This window comes from Streptomyces sp. NPDC005151 (assembly GCF_053599875.1).
This window is the reverse complement of record NZ_JBSFYR010000094.1, coordinates 1-18,811: the sequence shown is the minus strand read 5'-3', so window position 1 is coordinate 18,811 and position 18,811 is coordinate 1. Positions and strand designations below refer to the sequence as shown.

Annotated in this window: 11 protein-coding genes and 3 pseudogenes; 11 read left to right on the top strand and 3 right to left on the bottom strand. The window is 69.8% G+C overall.

From position 1 onward, the window contains the following. Nucleotide 1: 1 nt before the first annotated feature. Both ACWD6R_RS33210 and ACWD6R_RS33205 read left to right on the top strand, forming a co-directional pair. Nucleotides 2–1,417, top strand: a complete 1,416-nt coding sequence (locus tag ACWD6R_RS33210; protein ID WP_451822104.1) for an NAD(P)/FAD-dependent oxidoreductase — start codon at nt 2–4, stop codon at nt 1,415–1,417. Between the two features lie 138 nt (nt 1,418–1,555). Continuing rightward, a pseudogene (locus tag ACWD6R_RS33205) lies at nt 1,556–2,018 on the top strand (hypothetical protein). 21 nt (nt 2,019–2,039) lie between these two features. On the opposite strand, the gene ACWD6R_RS33200 reads toward ACWD6R_RS33205, so the two are convergent. Further along, nucleotides 2,040–2,684: a phosphatase PAP2 family protein gene (locus tag ACWD6R_RS33200; RefSeq protein ID WP_451822103.1), complete on the bottom strand. Its 645-nt coding sequence runs from the start codon at nt 2,682–2,684 to the stop codon at nt 2,040–2,042. A 346-nt stretch (nt 2,685–3,030) separates the two neighbouring features. Here ACWD6R_RS33200 and ACWD6R_RS33195 point away from each other — a divergent pair, with 346 nt between their 5' ends. Next, on the top strand, nt 3,031–3,846 hold the full coding sequence (locus tag ACWD6R_RS33195) for a recombinase family protein (RefSeq protein ID WP_451822102.1): 816 nt from the start codon (nt 3,031–3,033) through the stop codon (nt 3,844–3,846). A 116-nt stretch (nt 3,847–3,962) separates the two neighbouring features. Here ACWD6R_RS33195 and ACWD6R_RS33190 read toward each other — a convergent pair. Next, a pseudogene (locus ACWD6R_RS33190) lies at nt 3,963–4,142 on the bottom strand (phosphatase PAP2 family protein); the annotation flags it as partial. Between the two features lie 123 nt (nt 4,143–4,265). Next, nucleotides 4,266–5,606 (bottom strand): 4-aminobutyrate--2-oxoglutarate transaminase, encoded by a 1,341-nt coding sequence (gene gabT, locus ACWD6R_RS33185; protein WP_451822101.1) that lies wholly within the window; start codon nt 5,604–5,606, stop codon nt 4,266–4,268. A gap of 268 nt (nt 5,607–5,874) precedes the next feature. Here gabT and ACWD6R_RS33180 point away from each other — a divergent pair, with 268 nt between their 5' ends. From ACWD6R_RS33180 to ACWD6R_RS33145, 8 genes and pseudogenes are all read left to right on the top strand, one after another. After that, on the top strand, nt 5,875–8,313 hold the full coding sequence (locus ACWD6R_RS33180) for an ATP/GTP-binding protein (protein ID WP_451822100.1): 2,439 nt from the start codon (nt 5,875–5,877) through the stop codon (nt 8,311–8,313). 174 nt (nt 8,314–8,487) lie between these two features. Next, nucleotides 8,488–10,059 (top strand): PucR family transcriptional regulator, encoded by a 1,572-nt coding sequence (locus ACWD6R_RS33175; RefSeq protein WP_451822099.1) that lies wholly within the window; start codon nt 8,488–8,490, stop codon nt 10,057–10,059. 194 nt (nt 10,060–10,253) lie between these two features. Continuing rightward, complete coding sequence (locus ACWD6R_RS33170; RefSeq protein ID WP_037689742.1) at nt 10,254–11,699, top strand: aldehyde dehydrogenase family protein; 1,446 nt, start codon at nt 10,254–10,256, stop codon at nt 11,697–11,699. A gap of 333 nt (nt 11,700–12,032) precedes the next feature. Beyond that, a complete protein-coding gene (locus tag ACWD6R_RS33165) occupies nt 12,033–13,979 on the top strand; it encodes an acyl-CoA dehydrogenase family protein (protein WP_451822098.1) in 1,947 nt (648 codons plus the stop codon). Nucleotides 13,980–14,078: 99 nt separating this feature from the next. Further along, nucleotides 14,079–14,298, top strand: a pseudogene (locus ACWD6R_RS33160) (3-phosphoshikimate 1-carboxyvinyltransferase); the annotation flags it as partial. 1,475 nt (nt 14,299–15,773) lie between these two features. Continuing rightward, nucleotides 15,774–17,036, top strand: coding sequence for a 1-deoxy-D-xylulose-5-phosphate reductoisomerase (gene dxr, locus ACWD6R_RS33155; protein WP_451822114.1), 1,263 nt, complete (start codon nt 15,774–15,776; stop codon nt 17,034–17,036). Next, nucleotides 17,033–18,343 (top strand): M50 family metallopeptidase, encoded by a 1,311-nt coding sequence (locus ACWD6R_RS33150; protein WP_451822097.1) that lies wholly within the window; start codon nt 17,033–17,035, stop codon nt 18,341–18,343. The genes dxr and ACWD6R_RS33150 overlap by 4 nt, the downstream gene beginning before the upstream one ends. A gap of 304 nt (nt 18,344–18,647) precedes the next feature. Next, nucleotides 18,648–18,811, top strand: a 164-nt coding sequence (locus ACWD6R_RS33145) for a flavodoxin-dependent (E)-4-hydroxy-3-methylbut-2-enyl-diphosphate synthase (protein ID WP_352263283.1), incomplete at its 3' end; no start/stop codon positions are given.

The following is an 18,811-nucleotide window of genomic DNA, read 5'->3' as shown; positions in this document are numbered from 1 at the left end:
CATGGCCCCAGCTGCCATGCGTACTGCTGCACAATCACTCTCCGGCGCCCGGCCGGTCTCGTTCTGGCTGGACGACCCCGGCAGGCCCGACGCGCTTCCCGCGCTCACCGGCGACGAGCACTGCGATCTGCTCATCGTCGGCGGCGGATACAGCGGACTGTGGACCGCACTGATCGCCAAGGAACGCGACCCGGAAAGGGACGTCGTACTGATCGAGGGGCACGAGGTGGGCTGGGCCGCCTCGGGCCGCAACGGCGGATTCTGCGCCGCCTCCCTCACCCATGGCCTCCCCAACGGCCTGGAACGCTGGCCCGACGAGATCAAGAAGCTGGAGGAGCTGGGCGAGCAGAATCTCGACGCCATCGAGGCGGCTGTCGCCCGCTACTCCATCGACTGCGAGTTCGAGCGCACCGGCGAGATCGATGTCGCCACGGAACCGCACCAGCTCGAAGAACTCCGGGAATGGCACCGGGAAGCGGAGGAACTCGGCTTCACCGGAGTGGAATTCCTCGATCAGGACGCACTGCGCGCGGAGGTCGACTCACCGACTTTCCTGGGTGGGCTCTGGGACCGGCGCGGGGTCGCCATGCTGCACCCCGCCAAGCTCGCCTGGGGGCTGAAGCGGGCCTGTCTCGATCTGGGAGTACGGGTGTACGAGCACACTCGGGGCCTCGAACTGGCCAGGACCGCCACCGGGATGGCGGTCCGCACGCCGTACGGGAAGGTCCTTGCCCGGCGGGTCGCGCTGGGCACGAACATCTTCCCGTCACTGGTGAAGCGGGTGCGTCCGTACACCGTCCCGGTCTACGACTACGCGTTGATGACCGAACCGCTCACCGCCGACCAGCTCGCCTCCATCGGCTGGAAGAACCGGCAGGGGCTGGGCGACAGCGCCAACCAGTTCCACTACTTCCGACTCTCCGCGGACAACCGGATCCTGTGGGGCGGCTATGACGCGATCTATCCGTACGGTGGCCGGCTGAGCGCCGATCTCGACCAGCGGCCGGAGACGTTCCTCAAGCTCGCCGGCCAGTTCTTCGACTGCTTCCCGCAGCTGGCCGGAGTGCGTTTCAGCCACGCCTGGGGCGGTGCGATCGACACCTGTTCCCGCTTCTCTGCCTTCTTCGGTACGGCCCATCAGGGGCGGGTCGCCTACGTCGCCGGATTCACCGGGCTCGGTGTCGGAGCAACCCGGTTCGGCGCCGATGTGATGCTCGACCTGCTGTCCGGCGAAAGGACCGAGCGGACCGGTCTGGAAATGGTGCGCACCAAGCCGATGCCGTTCCCCCCGGAGCCGTTCGCCTGGGCCGGGATCGAACTCACGAAGAGGTCCCTGGCCAGGGCGGACAGCAATGGCGGGCACCGCAATCTGTGGCTGCGGACGATGGACCGCCTGGGGCTCGGCTTCGACAGCTGACCGAGCCGCGAGCCGGGACGCTCGGAGTGTGACCCGGGTCACTGTCAACTGGTGGCCCCAGCCTGCGTAATGATCCGGGCACCCCCCTCTCTCGCCGTGTGTACGCACTGTCGGTGCACGCGGAAAGGGAGACCGGCCATGACTGGCTCGGGGGCAAGGGCGGCAGTCGAGTGGCTTGCATCGGTGGCACCGGATCCGGATGCCTGCCGGTGGGAATGGGAGCGCAATCCCGAGGGGATTGCGCTCCTTCCTGCCGGCAGGCGCTGGGACGTACTGAATCGTCCGCGGGAGCTCGGCTATCCGACGCTCGATGTGCTCACCCGCCTCATCGACCGGCCGGGTCCGGTCCTCTCCCATTTCGGCGACGCCGGGATGGGCTTCTTCGCGCCGCCGGGCACGGTTGCCCGCTGGGTCGGAACAGGGGTACGGGGGGGCGGGGCACGGGACCTGGATCGTCGTGCCGTACCCGGGGCGGACGGCCGGCCGGGTGCGCCGGCTGATTCCGCCGGACGGCTCGGGAACGCTCACCGACGCGACACTGCTGGAGCCGGCGATGCATGAGGCTGCAGGGGCGGCCGCCCGGGACGGTGACGGAGAATGAGGCATCAGAGGTCTGGGCAACCTACTCGGTCTGGGGTATCCCTGCGCGACGACCGCAACCTGCGCCAGGTCCAGGACCGCCTCGATCAGTGGGGGTGCTCGAAGAACTTCGGCGCCTGCTTCGGCGGCTGGCCACCCGCAGCGCCATCAGCAGCACCCCGCTCAGACACCAGCTGCCGACCACATCCAGCGGCCAGTGGTAGCCGCGCAGTACCAGGCCGATGCTCGTCGCCGCTGTCAGCAGGATGGCGGCGACGAGCATCGGCCAGGACCGCTTCAGGTGCGGGACCAGGAGCATCGACGCCGCTCCGTACGCCACCGCGGCCGTCGCGGTATGGCCCGACGGGTAGTAGCCGGTCGCCTCGGTCAGGGGTCCCTGGCGATCGGTCCACACCTTCAGGGGGACAATCAGCGCGGGTACGGCCGCCATCGCGAGGGCGGAGTAGAGCGGTTCGCGGCGGGTGCCGCGGGTCAGGGAGAAGACGATCGCGCAGGCCAGCACCGGGAGGGCGACCTGCATATTGCCGAGATCGGTGAAGAATTCGGCGAGCCCGGCGGGACCGTGACCGACCAGCGCCTGGCTGATCTGTTCGTCCGGTCCGAGCAGGGGGCCGTCGGCCACGACCTGCCAGGTGACGAGTGCGAAGACCGCGAGCAGCGACGGCACCAGAGAAATACGAAGAACCGACCACCCAGGAACAGGAGGGGTAGTACCTTGCTTGGGGGTTCTCCTGTGAGGGTACCGCTGAATCGGGGAGGGCGTCATATGAACAGCCTGCCAGCAGCCGCACTGACCGTCCGGGAGTATCTGCGGGTGTCCGCCGAGGGGGAGCGCTCCATCCCGGAGCAGCGCCAGGACAACAAGCGGGCCGCCGACGCGAAGGTTTTGTGCTCGGCATGCCGTACCAGGACCAGGGGAGCGCCTCCCGTTACGCCACCAAGGCGCGTGACGGCTACGACCGGCTGATGGGCGAGCTGACGAGCGGCCAGTTCGGCGCCGAGGTGCTCATGTTGTGGGAGTCATCGCGCGGGACTGGGCGGCGAAGGGCATCACCGGCCGCAGGGGCAAGCCGATTTCACCAGAGACCATGCGTGACCTGGCGCTGAACGTTGCCTACATCGGGCTGCGCTCCACCAAGGGCACGACAGTCAAGGCGTCGTGGGAACGGCTGGTCAGCGATGAGCTGTTCTACGAGGTGCAAGGGATCCTGGCCGACCCGTCCCGGTTCACGGGCAATTCGGGCGCACCACGGCACGAGTTCACCGGAGCCGTCGTCTGCGACGTGTGCTCCGGTCCGATCACCGTCTCGTACAAGCGCGATACAGCCGCCTACGTGTGCAAGGGCAAGGGCTGTGTGCGTGTAGGCAAGGCGGGTGTGGATGAGATCCTGACCCGCATGGTTGTGGCCCACCTGAACCGGCCGGATGCTTACGAAGATTCCTCTGACGACGGCAATGAATCTCAGGTCGCAGCTGTACGGGATCAGCTGGCCAAGGGCCGCGCTGATCTCAGGGAGATGGAAGAGGCCAAGTCGGAGACGCTGGCCGAGGCCCACATCCTGGCCCGGTCCGTGGAGCGACTGGAGGGAAAGATCAAGGAACTTGAGGACCAGGTCCGTGAGCTGTCCCGTCCCACTGCGCTGAGCACGCTGTTCAGCCCGGGAGGCAACGTGACCACGCGGTGGCTCCGCACGCCGGTTTCCGCTCAACGGGCCATTGCTGCACTGCTGTTTACTCCGACAATGCTCGGGCAAGTCCGCCTGACGCGTTCCCCAGCGCCTGGCAAGCGCGGTGACCTGATCGAGCGGGTGGAGTTCCGGCGAGCCTGATCTGCCGTACGCATGAGTTGTGTGGCAAGCCGAAGAGCGGAAGCTGGGGGGTAGCTTCCGCCCTTCGGCGTTGCGGGCTGATCCAGTTACTTACCGTAGTAAAGAACCGCAATCGGGCCGCCGGGATCGGTTTGCCGCGCGCCCCGGGGGGTTTGGGGCGAGCGGCCATCCGATCGGTGAGGAGTTCCGGAGCCAGACGCTCCAGTGGTGTGCGCGAAGGCACGACCAGGACGGTGCTGGGGAAGCTCCGACCCGGTCTCACTCGCAGTGCCCTGCGAGCGGGGTGTTTCTCTCATCTGCAGAAACCGTACGGCAGCCGGTGGGGGAGCGACAGCCGGAATCGGATCCCGCCATCGGCCCCCCACACCTTCTTCACAGACCCTCACGTGGGCCCGGTCAGGATCGGCGCCGGGACCGGATCAGATCTGGGTGAAAGCCTGCTCGATGACGTCGAGGCCCTCGTTCAGCAGGTCCTCACCGATCACCAGCGGCGGCAGGAAGCGCAGCACATTGCCGTACGTGCCACAGGTGAGGACGAGCACGCCCTCGGCGTGGCAGGCCTTCGCGAGCTTCGCGGCGGCCTCCGGGTTCGGGTCCTTCGTGCCGGACTTCACCAGCTCGATCGCGATCATCGCGCCACGGCCGCGGATGTCACCGATGACATCGCCGTTCGGCAGCTTCGCCTGCATCTCGGCGAGGCGGCCCTTCATGACCTCCTCGATGTGCTTCGCCTTCCCGTTCAGGTCCAGCTCGCGCATCGTCTCGATGGCGCCGAGCGCGCCCGCGCAGGCCACCGGGTTTCCGCCGTACGTACCGCCGAGGCCGCCCGCGTGCGCGGCGTCCATGATCTCGGCGCGACCCGTCACGGCGGAGAGCGGCAGACCGCCCGCGATGCCCTTGGCGGTGGTGATCAGGTCGGGGACGATGCCCTCGTCCTCACAGGCGAACCACTGGCCGGTACGGCAGAAGCCGGACTGGATCTCGTCCGCGACGAAGACGATGCCGTTGTCCTTGGCGAACTGCGCGATCGCCGGGAGGAAGCCCTTCGCCGGCTCGATGAAGCCGCCCTCGCCGAGCACCGGCTCGATGATGATCGCGGCGACGTTGTCGGCGCCGATCTGCTTCGTGATCTGGTCGATGGCCTGGGCGGACGCCTCGGCGCCGGCGTTCTCCGCACCGGTCGGCCAGCGGTAGCCGTACGCCACCGGGACGCGGTAGACCTCGGGCGCGAACGGACCGAAGCCCTGCTTGTACGGCATGTTCTTGGCGGTCAGCGCCATCGTGAGGTTCGTCCGGCCGTGGTAACCGTGGTCGAAGACGACGACGGCGGTGCGCTTGGTGTAGGCACGGGCGATCTTCACGGCGTTCTCGACGGCCTCGGCGCCGGAGTTGAACAGCGCGGACTTCTTGGCGTGGTCGCCCGGCGTCAGCTCGGCGAGCTGCTCACAGACCTCGACGTACCCCTCGTACGGCGTGACCATGAAACAGGTGTGGGTGAAGTCGGCCAGCTGCGCGGACGCGCGGCGTACGACGGCCTCGGCGGAGGCGCCGACCGAGGTCACGGCGATGCCGGAGCCGAAGTCGATCAGGCGGTTGCCGTCCACGTCCTCGATGATCCCGCCACCGGCACGGGCGGTGAACACCGGCAGGGTGGAGCCCACACCTGCGGCGACCGTCGCGAGACGGCGGGCCTGCAGCTCCACCGACTTCGGGCCGGGAATGGCAGTGACGACGCGGCGCTCCTGCGGAATTGCGGTCATGCGGGGCTCCTGGGGGTGTTTCGGACGCTTCTCTCTCTGCAGGCTAGGGGCGAGGCCGGGGGTCCGGCATGTTCCGTTCGGGAGAAGTGGCGGGTCGCGGTTGTCCGTCACGGACATAGCGACCGGCATGGCCCCTGGCCCGGCAACAGGTGCGAGACATCCCGCTCGACAGCGTCTTAGGGGGTGGTACGGGGCACTAGATTGAGGGGATCGGGCGCCCGCGCCCGGAGTTACCGGTCGGCGCTGGTCAGGGGACGAGGGACAGCACATGGACACCGAGGGCACGTACGACTCACGCGGCACCCGCTCCGGTCATTCGGTGCCGCGCCCGGCCGGCCCACCACCGCCCGTGCTGCCGCCCATGCCGGGCCACGCACCGGCCTCCGGGCCCTCCCTCGGCGACTGGCTGCGCATCCCCAGGCCCATCGCGGAACCGGGCGTCTGGCGGTTCGGTCACACCTCCCGGCCCGCCCAGGAAGAGGAGCGCACGCCCGACCGCACCCTGCTCAGCGGAGCCGTGATCTCACTGCTGGCCTCCATCCTCGTCTGGTCGCTCTGGCGCAATGGATACATCCCGTACTGGCGGGTCCCGCTGACACTCTTCACCCCCGACGGCTGGTGGGGACCGTTCGGCGATCAGCCGCTGACCCACGGGGCCGTACGGGCGCTCGACATATACCGCCTCCTGATCATCGGAGCCATCTTCTACGGGTTCGGCCGCTTGGGTAACTGGCGCGCCGCGTTCGAACGATGGGTCGGGGGCCGGGGACCCGCCGCCCGGGCCGGCGGCGCCGCGGTCGGCGCCCTGCTGGTCTGGATCCTCGTATGGAACGGGACCGTGCCGGGCATGGAGCTCACCTTCAGCTTCGCCGCACCGTGGCTGGGCACCGACCGCACCGTGACCACCGCGGTCACGTACACGCTGTACGCCCTGATCACCCTGGTGATCGTGTGGCCGTTCGCGAAGCTCGGACGATGGGCGGAACTGCGGCGCCGGACCTCCGGCGGCAACGGACCGCAGCACCCGCCGACGGCCCACGCCGCCACGGCCGAGCGCGCGAACGACAACGTGCACGGCGGCGCGGCCCAGGACGCGGGCCGGGGCACCGAAGGCCGCGCCGACGACGGCGCGGACGATCCGGCCGAGTGGCCCGACCTGCGCGCCGCCGGACAGAACCAGGTCGCCGCCAAGCTCTCCCAGGAGGCGCGGTCGGGCCGGATGAACGACGTCGACTACGCCCGTATCCGACGTGCCTGGACGTCCGTACGCGCCGACAGCAGCCGGCTCCCCGCCTTCACCGACACCGTGCTGCGCAACGGCGCCGCCGCCTGCACCCACCCCTCCGGCGCACGTGATCTCCCGGTCCGTGCCGCCCGGCACGATCTGCTGGTCGACCAGGTCAGACTCGGCACCGTCGACGACAGCGAACGCAACCCCTACGCGCGCCGCGGCAACGGCATCGCCCTCGACCCCGGGCTGCTCGGCACGTCCCTGCTGGCGGTCGGGCCGCCGGGCGCGGGCAAGAGCCGCGCATTGATCCGGCCGGTCGTCGAATCCCTCGCCCTCCAAGCGCTCGCCGGACGCGCCGCCGTCGTCGCGGTGTGCGCCGCCGGAACCCAGCTCGGCGCCGACGAGGGCTTCGACGTCGTGGTCAAGCTCGGCGACCCGTCCTCCGTCCACGATCTCGACCTGTACGGAGGCACCACCGACCCCGACGAAGCCGCTGCCGTGCTGGCCGAGGGGCTCGTCGGTGATCTCCAGGAGGTGGACAGCCGACGCGCCGCCACCGCCCTCTCCCAGCTCCTCGGTCCCTACCGCGCCGCCCACGGCCGCTTCCCCCCCGTCCCGGAGCTGCGGGAACTGCTCGACGGCGTACCGGAGACGCTCTCCACCCTGCGCGCGGCCCTCGACGCGACGGGCAGGCAGGACATGCACCGCGAACTGGACGCGCGCGCCCGCCAGTCCGGCGCCCCCGGCGCCCCCGGCGACGCCGGACCCGCGCTCGCCGACCGGGTCGCGCTCCTCGACCGGCCCGCGTTCGCCGATTTCTTCGACACCACCGGCAAGGCCCGCCCCTTCTCCCTGCGGGCCCTGGAACACCCACTGAGGGTCCGCATCGACCTGCCCGAACGCGGCCACGCCGAGGCGTCGCGGATGCTGGCCCGCCTTGTCCTCGCCCAGTTCACAGCGAGCGCCGCCACCCGCACGGACCGCTCGCTCTTCGCCTGCCTCGTCCTCGACGACGCGACCCGCGCCCTGACCCCCGACACCGTCCGCGGAATCCAGCGGCTGCGCTCCGCGCACGCCGGAGCCGTGGTCACGCTGCGCACCCTCGACGACGTCCCGGAGAACCTCCACACGGCGCTGCTCGGCGCCGTGGGCTGCCGGATGGCGTTCTCCGGGATCACCACCTGGGACGGCAAGAAGTTCGCCGAGGCGTGGGGCACAGAATGGGTCGAGACGAGGGACATCACCCAGCGCACGGTCTTCGCCGACCAGCCGATGACCCGGGCCATCCACGCCTTCCGCAAACTGGTCACCGGGAAGGCCGTGACCACGGACGCGGTGACCGTACGCCAGGTCGAACGCGAACGCTGGTCCGCCTCCGAACTGGCCCATCGCGTTCCGGCCGGACACGCGGTGCTGTCCCTCACGACCGTACGAGGGGACCACGCGCCGCCCCTGCTGGTGAACCTGAACGGCTGAACCGTGTCCGTGCGGCCTTGACGTGCGGACCGGGTCCTCCGCAGCGGATCCGGTGGGCGGGAACGGTGCCGAATCTCTGGGAGCGGTTACGGCGGACCCTGCCGCCCTGGCAGAATCGGGAGGAGCCGTTCGTACGGGACGGCAAAATCGACTCCTGAAGGTCCCGCGGTCTCCATGCCCCCCACTCTCGCCTCGCTCGTCCAGCACTCGGCGCTCAAACTCACGGTGCGTGCGGGGGCGGACCGGCTCGACCAGCCCGTGCGCTGGGCGCATGCCAGCGAGCTCGCCGACCCCGTCCCTTACATGGAGGGTGGAGAGCTCCTTCTCGTCACCGCCACCAACCTTGACGCGGAGAACCCCGAAGCGATGCGACGGTACGTGCGACGGCTGGCCGGCGCCGGAGTCGTCGGGCTGGGCTTCGCCGTGGGCGTCAACTACGACGACGTACCCCAGCCGCTGATCGACGCCGGGGAGGAGGCCGGGCTGCCGATCCTGGAAGTGCCGCGCCGCACCCCGTTCCTCGCCATCGCCAAGGCCGTTTCGTCGGAGATCGCCGCCGACCAGTACCGGGCGGTGACAGCGGGGTTCGAGGCCCAGCGGGATCTGACCAAGGCCGCACTCGCGGGGGACGGACCCGCCGAACTCCTCACCCGGCTCGCCGCGCAGGTCGACGGCTGGGCCGCGCTGTACGACGCCTCCGGTGCCGTCGTGGCCGCCGCCCCCGACTGGGCCGCCCGGCGTGCCGCCCGGCTCACCCCCGATGTGGAGCGCCTGCGAGAGCGCCCTGCTCCGGCGAGCGTGGTCGTCGGCGACACCGACGACCGGGTCGAGCTCCAGACCCTGGGCACCGGCCGCAGGGACCGGGGCGCCCTGGCCGTGGGCACCGGTTCGGCTCTCGGCACCGCCGAGCGGTACGCCGTGCACTCGGCCGTCGCCCTGCTGACACTCACCACCGCCCGCTCGCGCTCACTCCAGGGCGCTGAGCAGCGGCTCGGTGCGGCGGTGCTGCGGATGCTCCTGGCCGGCCAGCCGGACCACGCGCGGGCCGTTGCCGGGGATCTGTACGGAGGGCTGCTCGATGCTCCTTTCCGGCTGCTGATCGCGGAGGCGAGCGAGCCGTCGACACCGGCGCTGCTCGGTGAAGCGATGGAGGCGGCGGCCTCCCGGGCCGGCGAGACGCTGTTGACGGTTCCCGAGGGCGAGCGGCTCGTCGTCCTCGCCGCGGACGGTGGTGCGGCTGTCGCCGCGTGCATGGCATACGCGGGGGCACAGGACGAGCGGACCCCACGCGACCAGAAGACGCCCGAGGAGGGGGAAGTGGTGGTCGGGCTGTCCGCACCGGCGGGTCCGATCGCCGTCTCCGCCGCATACAAGCAGGCCGAACAGGCACTCTCGGTCGCCCGCCGCCGGGGCAGGGCCCTCGTCGAGCACGAAGAGCTGGCGGCCGGCTCGGTTCTGCCACTGCTCGCGGACGACGCGGTACGGGCCTTCGCGGACGGCATGCTCCGCGCCCTGTACGAGCACGACGCGAAGGGGCGCGGCGACCTGGTCGCCTCGCTGCGCGCCTGGCTCTCCCACCACGGTCAGTGGGATGCGGCCGCAGCCGACCTGGGCGTGCACCGCCACACCCTGCGCTACCGGATGCGGCGTGTGGAGGAGATCCTCGGCCGCTCCCTGGACGACCCGGATGTCCGGATGGAACTGTGGCTGGCACTGAAGGTCACCAGCTCCCTGTCGACGCCGTGAAACGAAGCCCGGCCGGCGCCTGAGGAAGCCCCGTGCGCCGGACGGTTGCGGCAAACCATTCTGACAGGCGCGGTCATCCGACAAACCGGCGCATGCCTGCCGCACTTCGCTCCATGGCGGACAAACGCCAGGCCGACGACCCGGCCCTACGGTGGGGGCAAGACACCCCACGACTCCGAAGGGCCGGAACCTCCATGACTTCCACCCACGCCTTCTGGCTCGCCGGCCGCCAGGCCACCGGCGAGGACAGCTTCGACGTCACCAACCCCTGGGACGGCCGTCTCGTCGGTACGGTCAGCGTGCCGACCGACGCGCAGATCGAGGAAGCCGTCGCCGCCGCGCACGCCGTGCGCGAGGAGTTCGCCGCGACGCCCGCCCACGTCCGCGCCGCCGCCCTCGACCACGTCGTACGGCGTCTCGTGGAGCGCACCGAGGAGATCGCCCAGCTGATCTCCGCCGAGAACGGCAAGCCCATCAAGTGGGCGCGCGGCGAGGTCGGCCGCGCCGTCTCCGTGTTCCGGTTCGCCTCCGAGGAGGCCCGTCGCTTCAACGGCGGCGACGCCCAGCGCCTCGACACCGACGCTGGTGGCACCGGCCGTCTCGGGCTGACCCGGCGCTTCCCGCGCGGCACGGTCCTCGGCATCGCGCCCTTCAACTTCCCGCTGAACCTGAGCGCCCACAAGGTCGCCCCGGCCATTGCCGTCGGCGCCCCGATCATCCTGAAGCCCGCCCCGGCCACCCCGATCTCGTCGCTGATCCTCGGCGAGCTGCTGGCCGAGACCGACCTCCCGGCCGGTTCGTGGTCCGTGCTCACGGTGCCCAACGACCGTATGCCCGCCCTCGTCCAGGACGAGCGCCTGCCCGTGATCTCCTTCACGGGTTCCGGCCCGGTCGGCTACTCCATCCTGGAGTCGGTGCCGCGCAAGCACTGCACCCTGGAGCTGGGCGGCAACGGTGCGGCGGTCGTCCTCGGCGACTACGCCTCCGACGAGGACCTGGACTGGGCCGCGAGCCGGATCGCGACCTTCTCCAACTACCAGGGCGGCCAGTCCTGCATCTCGGTGCAGCGCGTCATCGCGGACGCCTCGGTCTACGACCGGCTCGTCCCGAAGATCGTCGCGGCCGTCGAGGCCCAGGTCACCGGCGACCCGTCCGACGCTGCCACCGACGTCGGCCCGCTCGTCAGCGAGGACGCCGCCAAGCGCGTCGAGTCCTGGGTGGACGAGGCTGTGCAAGCAGGCGCCCAGCTGCTCACCGGCGGCAAGCGGGACGGTGCCACCTACGCGCCGACCGTGCTTGCGGAACTCCCGGACGGCGTCAAGCTCTCCTGCGAGGAGGTCTTCGGACCGGTCCTGTCCGTACAGAAGGTGGACGGCGAGGCCGAGGCCTTCGCCTCGGTCAACTCCTCGAAGTACGGCCTGCAGGCAGGTGTGTTCACCCACGACCTGCAGACCGCGTTCCGTGCGCACCGGGCCCTTGAGGTCGGTGGCGTGATCATCGGCGACGTCCCGTCCTACCGCGCGGACCAGATGCCGTACGGCGGAGCCAAGCAGTCCGGCGTCGGCCGTGAGGGTGTTCGCTACGCGATGGACGACTACACCTACGAGCGTGTGCTGGTCCTCACCGGCCTCGCCCTCTAGTCCGCAGACCGGATCGAATCGATCCGACAGAGCCGCCTGTAATCCGCCTGGACAGCACGACAGCAGGCGGCAGACGAACGGCCGGAGCCCACTGTGCGGGGGCTCCGGCCGTTCCTGCTGCCCCCTCGACCCGACCCGACCGCAGTTCGCCCGCTGAACGTGCCACTGGAGTGGCTCTCGACCCGATCGGCGTCCGGGGGCTGGTGAGGCCGACAGGAATCGGGTACATACGGACGAGTAGCACCGGTTGGTATGCCTCGGGAGGCGCGCATGCGCGCTCCGCGCGGACCGGCCGGGTCCGCCCACCCGACAACGCGGCGAGGTGAGCTCCTCATGTCCGCACCATCCGCTCCGAAGAACACGCCCAAGGTCACCGAGCGTGAAGCGCGTCAAGTGGCCGAAGCCGCACGCGAGCAGGACTGGCGCAAGCCCAGTTTCGCCAAGGAACTCTTCCTCGGCCGCTTCCGGCTGGACCTGATTCATCCGCATCCACTGCCGCCCGCCGACGACGTCCGGCGCGGCGAGGCGTTCCTCGCCCGGTTGCGCGACTTCTGCGAAACCAAGATCGACGGCGCTCTGATCGAGCGTGAGGCGAAGATCCCTGACGAGGTCATCAACGGCCTCAAGGAGCTCGGCGCCCTCGGGATGAAGATCGACCCGAAGTACGGTGGCCTGGGACTGACCCAGGTCTACTACAACAGGGCGCTCGCCCTGGTCGGCTCCGCCAACCCGGCGATCGGCGCGCTGCTCTCCGCCCACCAGTCCATCGGCGTACCGCAGCCGCTGAAGCTCTTCGGCAGCCAGGAGCAGAAGGACACGTTCCTTCCCCGGCTCGCCCGCACCGACATCTCGGCGTTTCTCCTCACCGAACCGGATGTCGGCTCCGACCCTGCCCGGCTCGCCACCTCGGCCGTTCCGGACGGTTCCGACTACATCCTCGACGGTGTGAAGCTGTGGACGACCAATGGTGTCGTCGCCGACCTGCTGGTCGTCATGGCCCGCGTCCCGAAGTCGGTCGGCCACAAGGGCGGCATCACCGCGTTCGTCGTCGAGGCGGACGCCCCGGGCATCACCGTGGAGAACCGCAACGCCTTCATGGGGCTGCGCGGGCTCGAGAACGGCGTGACCCGCTTCCACCGCGTCCGGGTCCCGGCCGCCAACCGTATCGGCCCCGAGGGAGCCGGTCTCAAGATCGCACTCACCACGCTCAACACGGGCCGGCTGTCGCTCCCCGCCATGTGCGTCGGAGCGGGAAAGTGGTGCCTGAAGATCGCCCGCGAATGGTCGGCGGTCCGCGAACAGTGGGGCAGGCCGGTTGCCCGGCACGAAGCCGTAGGTGCCAAGATCTCTTTCATCGCGGCCACCACATTCGCCCTGGAAGCAGTTGTCGACCTCGCCTCGCAGATGGCGGACGAGGATCGCAACGACATCCGCATCGAGGCAGCCCTGGCCAAGCTGTACGGCTCCGAGATGGGCTGTCTCATGGCCGACGAACTGGTCCAGATCCGGGGCGGCCGGGGCTTCGAGACCGCCGACTCCCTCGCCGCCAGGGGCGAACGGGCCGTCCCCGCCGAACAGCTCCTCCGCGACCTGCGGATCAACCGGATCTTCGAGGGCTCGACAGAGATCATGCATCTGCTGATCGCCCGCGAAGCCGTCGACGCCCACCTGAAAGTCGCCGGAGATCTTATCGACCCCGACAAGCCCCTCTCGGCCAAGGCGAAGGCGGGAGCGAACGCGGCCGGCTTCTACGCCCGCTGGTTGCCCAAGCTTGTCGCCGGACCAGGGCAACTGCCGCGCACCTACAACGAGTTCCATCCGTCCGGGCACCCGGACCTGTCCACCCATCTGCGCTACGTCGAACGCTCTGCCCGCAAACTGGCCCGCTCCACCTTCTACGCGATGTCGCGCTGGCAGGGACGCATGGAGACCAAGCAGGGCTTTCTCGGCAGGATCGTCGACATCGGTGCCGAACTCTTCGCGATGAGCGCCGCCTGCGTCCGTGCCGAACTTCTGCGTACCACCGACGAGCACGGCCGGGAGGCCTACCAACTCGCCGACGCCTTCTGCCACCAGTCCCGCATTCGCGTCGAGGAACTCTTCACCCGCCTGTGGTCCAACACCGACCAGCTCGACCGGCGCGTGGTCGACGGCGTCCTCTCCGGCGCGTACCTCTGGTTGGAGCAGGGCGTCGTCGACCCGAGCGGTGAGGGCCCCTGGATCGCCGATGCCACCCCCGGCCCGGCAACCAAGGACAACGTCCACCGTCCCATCCGCTGACCGCCGGTCCATCGAGCCGGCCGGTCGGGCCGGGCGGCAGGCGTCCACTCGCTGGACGCTTCCCGCCCGGCCGTGTGCCGCACGGCAGGATGGGGTCCCGTGACCGTCATCGACATCCCCCGTTCCAAGTCCGTCACCGCACGCGCCCTGTTCCTGGCTGCTGCCGCGGACGGCGTCAGCACCCTCGTGCGCCCCCTGCGCTCGGATGACACCGAGGGCTTTGCCGAGGCCCCTGCGCACGCTCGGCGCCGAGCTGCGCCATGAGGCAGCCGAGGGCCACCATCCGCTGCGGATCGCCGCCTCCGGGATCAAGGGAGGCGCCGGCAGGGCGGGCAAGGACTGCGCCGGAGGATTCACCGAAGAACGGGCCATCGCGCGCGCGAAGTATCTGAAGGTCGAGCCCGCCAAGGCTCCCGACTTCGCCGCCGAAGCCGACGGCGTGAAGGCGTACCGCTTCACCATCCGTGATGTGAAGGAGAAGTCGGAACTGTACGAGTACCTCACCGTCGTCCGTTCCGGCTCCACCACCCTCGCCTTCCGCGGCGAGGCCATCAGCACCAAGGACATAGGCGGCATCCCACAGGACGTCATGACCGCGCAGTGGGTTAAGTTCCGCGCATCATGATCTACGCACTCGCCCAGTTGATCCGGCACGCCCCGACTGCCGTCGTCCCGGCACTGCTGGACCGTCTCGAAACACAGCAGCGCGAGGAGCTCCTCGCCGGCCACACCACGACACCGGCCGTCGTCGAGTACGTACTCGACGGCGGAAGCACCGGCGACCGAGTCGCTCTGGCGCGCAACAAGCAGACCGAACGAGGCGTACTGCTCAGGCTGTTGGAACACCGGGAGTACGAGGTGGACCGGGCGGTGTACGCCCACCGGCGGACCACCGGCGCCATGCGTCGGGCCATCGCTCCCGCCGCACAGGTACCCGAGCGAGGCACCCGGGAGCTCATCTCGCTGTTGAGAGGCCATCAGCGCGTTCGCCACGCCTTACGGATCCTGGATGCTCCGCACCGCCTCGACCTCGGTCTGCTGGTGGCCGAGCACCGGCGTGAGCCACTGCCCCCGGGCGCCGTCGAGGCGCTGATCCTGAGCGATGAGTGCCCGCGCGAGGTGGTGCTCGCGCTTCTCGACACCCGGGGGACTCGGTCGTACAGCCGCTGGTGGTACCGTCCGGCCGTGCGAGCGGTCAGGACCGGCGCGATCACCCCCGCCGAACTGGTCCGGCACCATGCCCCGGTCGACCGCACCCTGATGCTGCCTGCCGTCGAGGTACGAGGAGGGCTGCGCTGGAACGACGCCGAGCGGGCTGCGGTGCAGCGCGAGATCGACCGCTTCCTGTCCCTGCCCGAGATGGGGCGCCGAGGCGCCGCCCGGACCCGTGGTCGCGACCTGGCACCCATGGGACGCCGAGCCCACCGGTTCAGGGACGTCGTACTCGCGGACCTCGCACACATCGAGGGGTGGTCGCAAACGGCCCGGCGCAAGCAGGCTCTGGTCGCCGGCCTGGTCACCGGCGACGACGTGATCCTCCACGGCGCCCCCGCGCTCCGGGCCCTGGACGAGAGATGGTGGCTCGGTCACCTGGAATGCTTCGATCTGCCCGGAGCTGTCACAGCCGCCCATGCTCGCGCCACGGCGCTCACCCGCGCCGCCCTCGGCGAGGACGCCGACGCCTGGTTGGCTGCCGCCAAGAGGCTGCCGGAATTCACAGGAACACTTCCTGAGCTGCTCCTCCCGGAGGTCTCCGGGGACGCGCTGTCCGTCTGGCGGGCCGATGCGGCAACAATGGGGGGCATGAGCGACAGCCCTGCCCCCCTCGCCGACCCGCACCTCGTCTTCGACGCAGTGGAAGGACGCCGGGATCTCGTCATCCTCGGCTCCACCGGGTCCATCGGCACTCAGGCCATCGACCTGGTGTTGCGTAACCCCGACCGCTTCCGCGTCACCGCGCTCTCCGCCGCGGGAGGCCGGGTTGCTCTCCTCGCAGAGCAGGCGCGGCAACTGAGGGTGCGCACCGTCGCCGTCGCCGTACCGGACGCGGTGCCGGCCCTCCGCGAAGCGCTGCGCGAGCAGTACGGTGCCGGGGAACCGCTTCCTGAGATCCTGGCGGGGCCGGACGCCGCTACGCAGCTCGCCGGGAGCGCCTGCCACACCGTGCTCAACGGAATCACCGGCTCGATCGGTCTGGCCCCCACGCTTGCCGCGCTGGAGGCCGGCCGTACGCTCGCCCTCGCCAACAAGGAATCGCTGATCGTGGGCGGGCCGCTGGTGAAGGCCCTGGCCAAGCCGGGCCAGATCATCCCGGTCGACTCCGAGCACGCCGCGCTCTTCCAGGCGCTCGCCGCCGGCACCCGGGCAGATGTCCGGAAGCTTGTCGTCACCGCATCCGGCGGCCCGTTCCGGGGACGGACGAAGAGCGAGCTGGCGAGCGTCACGCGTGAGCAGGCGCTCGCGCACCCCACCTGGGCCATGGGCCCGGTGATCACGATCAACTCCGCCACCCTGGTCAACAAGGGACTGGAGGTCATCGAGGCGCATCTCCTCTACGACATCCCGTTCGAGCGGATCGAAGTCGTCGTCCACCCCCAGTCGTACGTTCACTCCATGGTGGAGTTCGCCGACGGCTCCACCCTCGCCCAGGCCACCCCGCCGGACATGCGCGGACCGATCGCCATCGGCCTGGGCTGGCCGGAGCGCATCCCGGACGCGGCACCCGCTTTCGACTGGTCGAAGGCGTCCAGCTGGGAGTTCTTCCCGCTCGACAACGACGCCTTCCCGTCCGTGGGCCTGGCCCGGCACGTCGGAGCGCTCGGCGGCACCGCCCCGGCGGTGTTCAACGCCGCGAACGAGGAGTGTGTGGACGCTTTCCTGTCAGGACAGCTGCCGTTCAACGGAATCATGGATACGGTCACGGCGGTGGTGGCCGAACACGGCACCCCTCCCACGGGAACTTCACTCACGGTCGCAGACGTCCTGGAAGCGGAGAGCTGGGCACGGGCCCGGGCTCGGGAACTCTCGGCGAAAGCGACAGCGGAGGCGCGCGCATGAGTATTACGACGGTCCTGTTGACGATTCTGGGCATCGTCGTCTTCGCCATCGGCCTGCTGTTCTCGATCGCCTGGCACGAACTGGGACACCTGTCGACCGCGAAGCTCTTCGGGATCCGCGTCCCGCAGTACATGGTCGGCTTCGGCCCGACCATCTGGTCGCGGAAGAAGGGCGACACCGAGTACGGGATCAAGGCGATCCCGGCCGGTGGCTACATCCGCATGATCGGCATGTTCCCGCCCGGTCCGGACGGACGGCTCGAGGCGCGCTCCACCTCGCCGTGGCGAGGAATGATCGAGGACGCCCGAGAAGCCGCTTTCGAGGAACTCGAACCGGGTGACGAGAAGCGCCTCTTCTACACGCGCAAGCCATGGAAGCGCGTGATCGTCATGTTCGCCGGACCGTTCATGAACCTGGTCCTGGCCGTCGCGATCTTCCTCGGTGTGGCGATGACCTTCGGCTTCCAGACGCAGACCACCGAGGTCGCGGGCGTCCAGAAATGCGTGATCGCGCAGAGCGAGAAGCGGGACAGCTGCAAGAAGAGCGACCCGGTCTCGCCCGCGCAGTCCGCCGGACTGAAGAAGGGCGACAAGATCGTCGCCTTCAACGGTCGGAAGGTGGACGACTGGGCCGCCCTCTCCGACCGGATCCGCGACACCATCGGCCCCGCCACCATCACCGTCGAGCGCGACGGCCAGGAGACGACACTCCACGCCGTGCTGCAGAAGAACGTGGTGGCCAAGAAGGACTCCAAGGGTGAGGTGATCCCCGGCAAGTACGTCCCGGCCGGGTATCTGGGCTTCGCGGCCCAGACCGAGATCGTTCCGCTCTCGTTCAACGACTCGGTCGTCCGCATGGGCGACATGATCGAGAACGGCGTCGACTCGATCATCGCCCTCCCGTCCAAGATCCCGGACCTGTGGAGCGCGGCCTTCGGCGACGGCGAGCGAGCGGCCGACTCCCCGGTCGGCGTCGTGGGCGCGGCCAGGATCGGCGGCGAGGTGATGACGCTGGACGTCCCGGCGACGAACCAGATCGCGATGATGCTGTTCCTGCTGGCCGGCTTCAACCTCTCGCTGTTCCTCTTCAACATGCTGCCCCTGCTGCCGCTCGACGGCGGGCACATCGCGGGAGCGCTCTGGGAGTCCCTGCGCCGCAATGTGGCGCGGGTCTTCAAGCGCCCCGACCCCGGCCCCTTCGACGTGGCCAAGCTGATGCCGGTCGCCTATGTCGTCGCCGGCGTCTTCATCTGCTTCACACTGCTCGTCCTGGTGGCCGACATCGTCAATCCGGTCAAGATCTCCTGACCGCCCTGAAGAGAACGGCCGGCCCGGAGCGTCGACCGGTCCGGCGCGCCCATGGGCCTGGCGCCCGCCCGGCCTGGCGCGTCGGCCTGCCACGCGTCGCGCCGGACGACCCCGGCGCGACGATCGGACAGATCGAGCCGGGCGCACCACAGGCGGTGACCGGGCATACATCTGATGTCCGGGCGCCTCTGTTTGTACGGACTTCGGGATGCGGTGTGCTCAGGGTTCCCCCGGTGCCGTAACCTCGAAGGTCGGAGCCCGCCGATCTCGGGACCTTGATCCATACCTTGGGGATGCTCAGCGCATGACTGCGATTTCTCTCGGAATGCCGTCCGTTCCGACCAAGCTCGCCGACCGGAGGGTCAGCCGCAAGATCCAGGTCGGGTCGGTGGCGGTCGGTGGGGATGCGCCGGTGTCGGTGCAGTCGATGACCACGACCCGTACGTCGGACATCGGTGCGACGTTGCA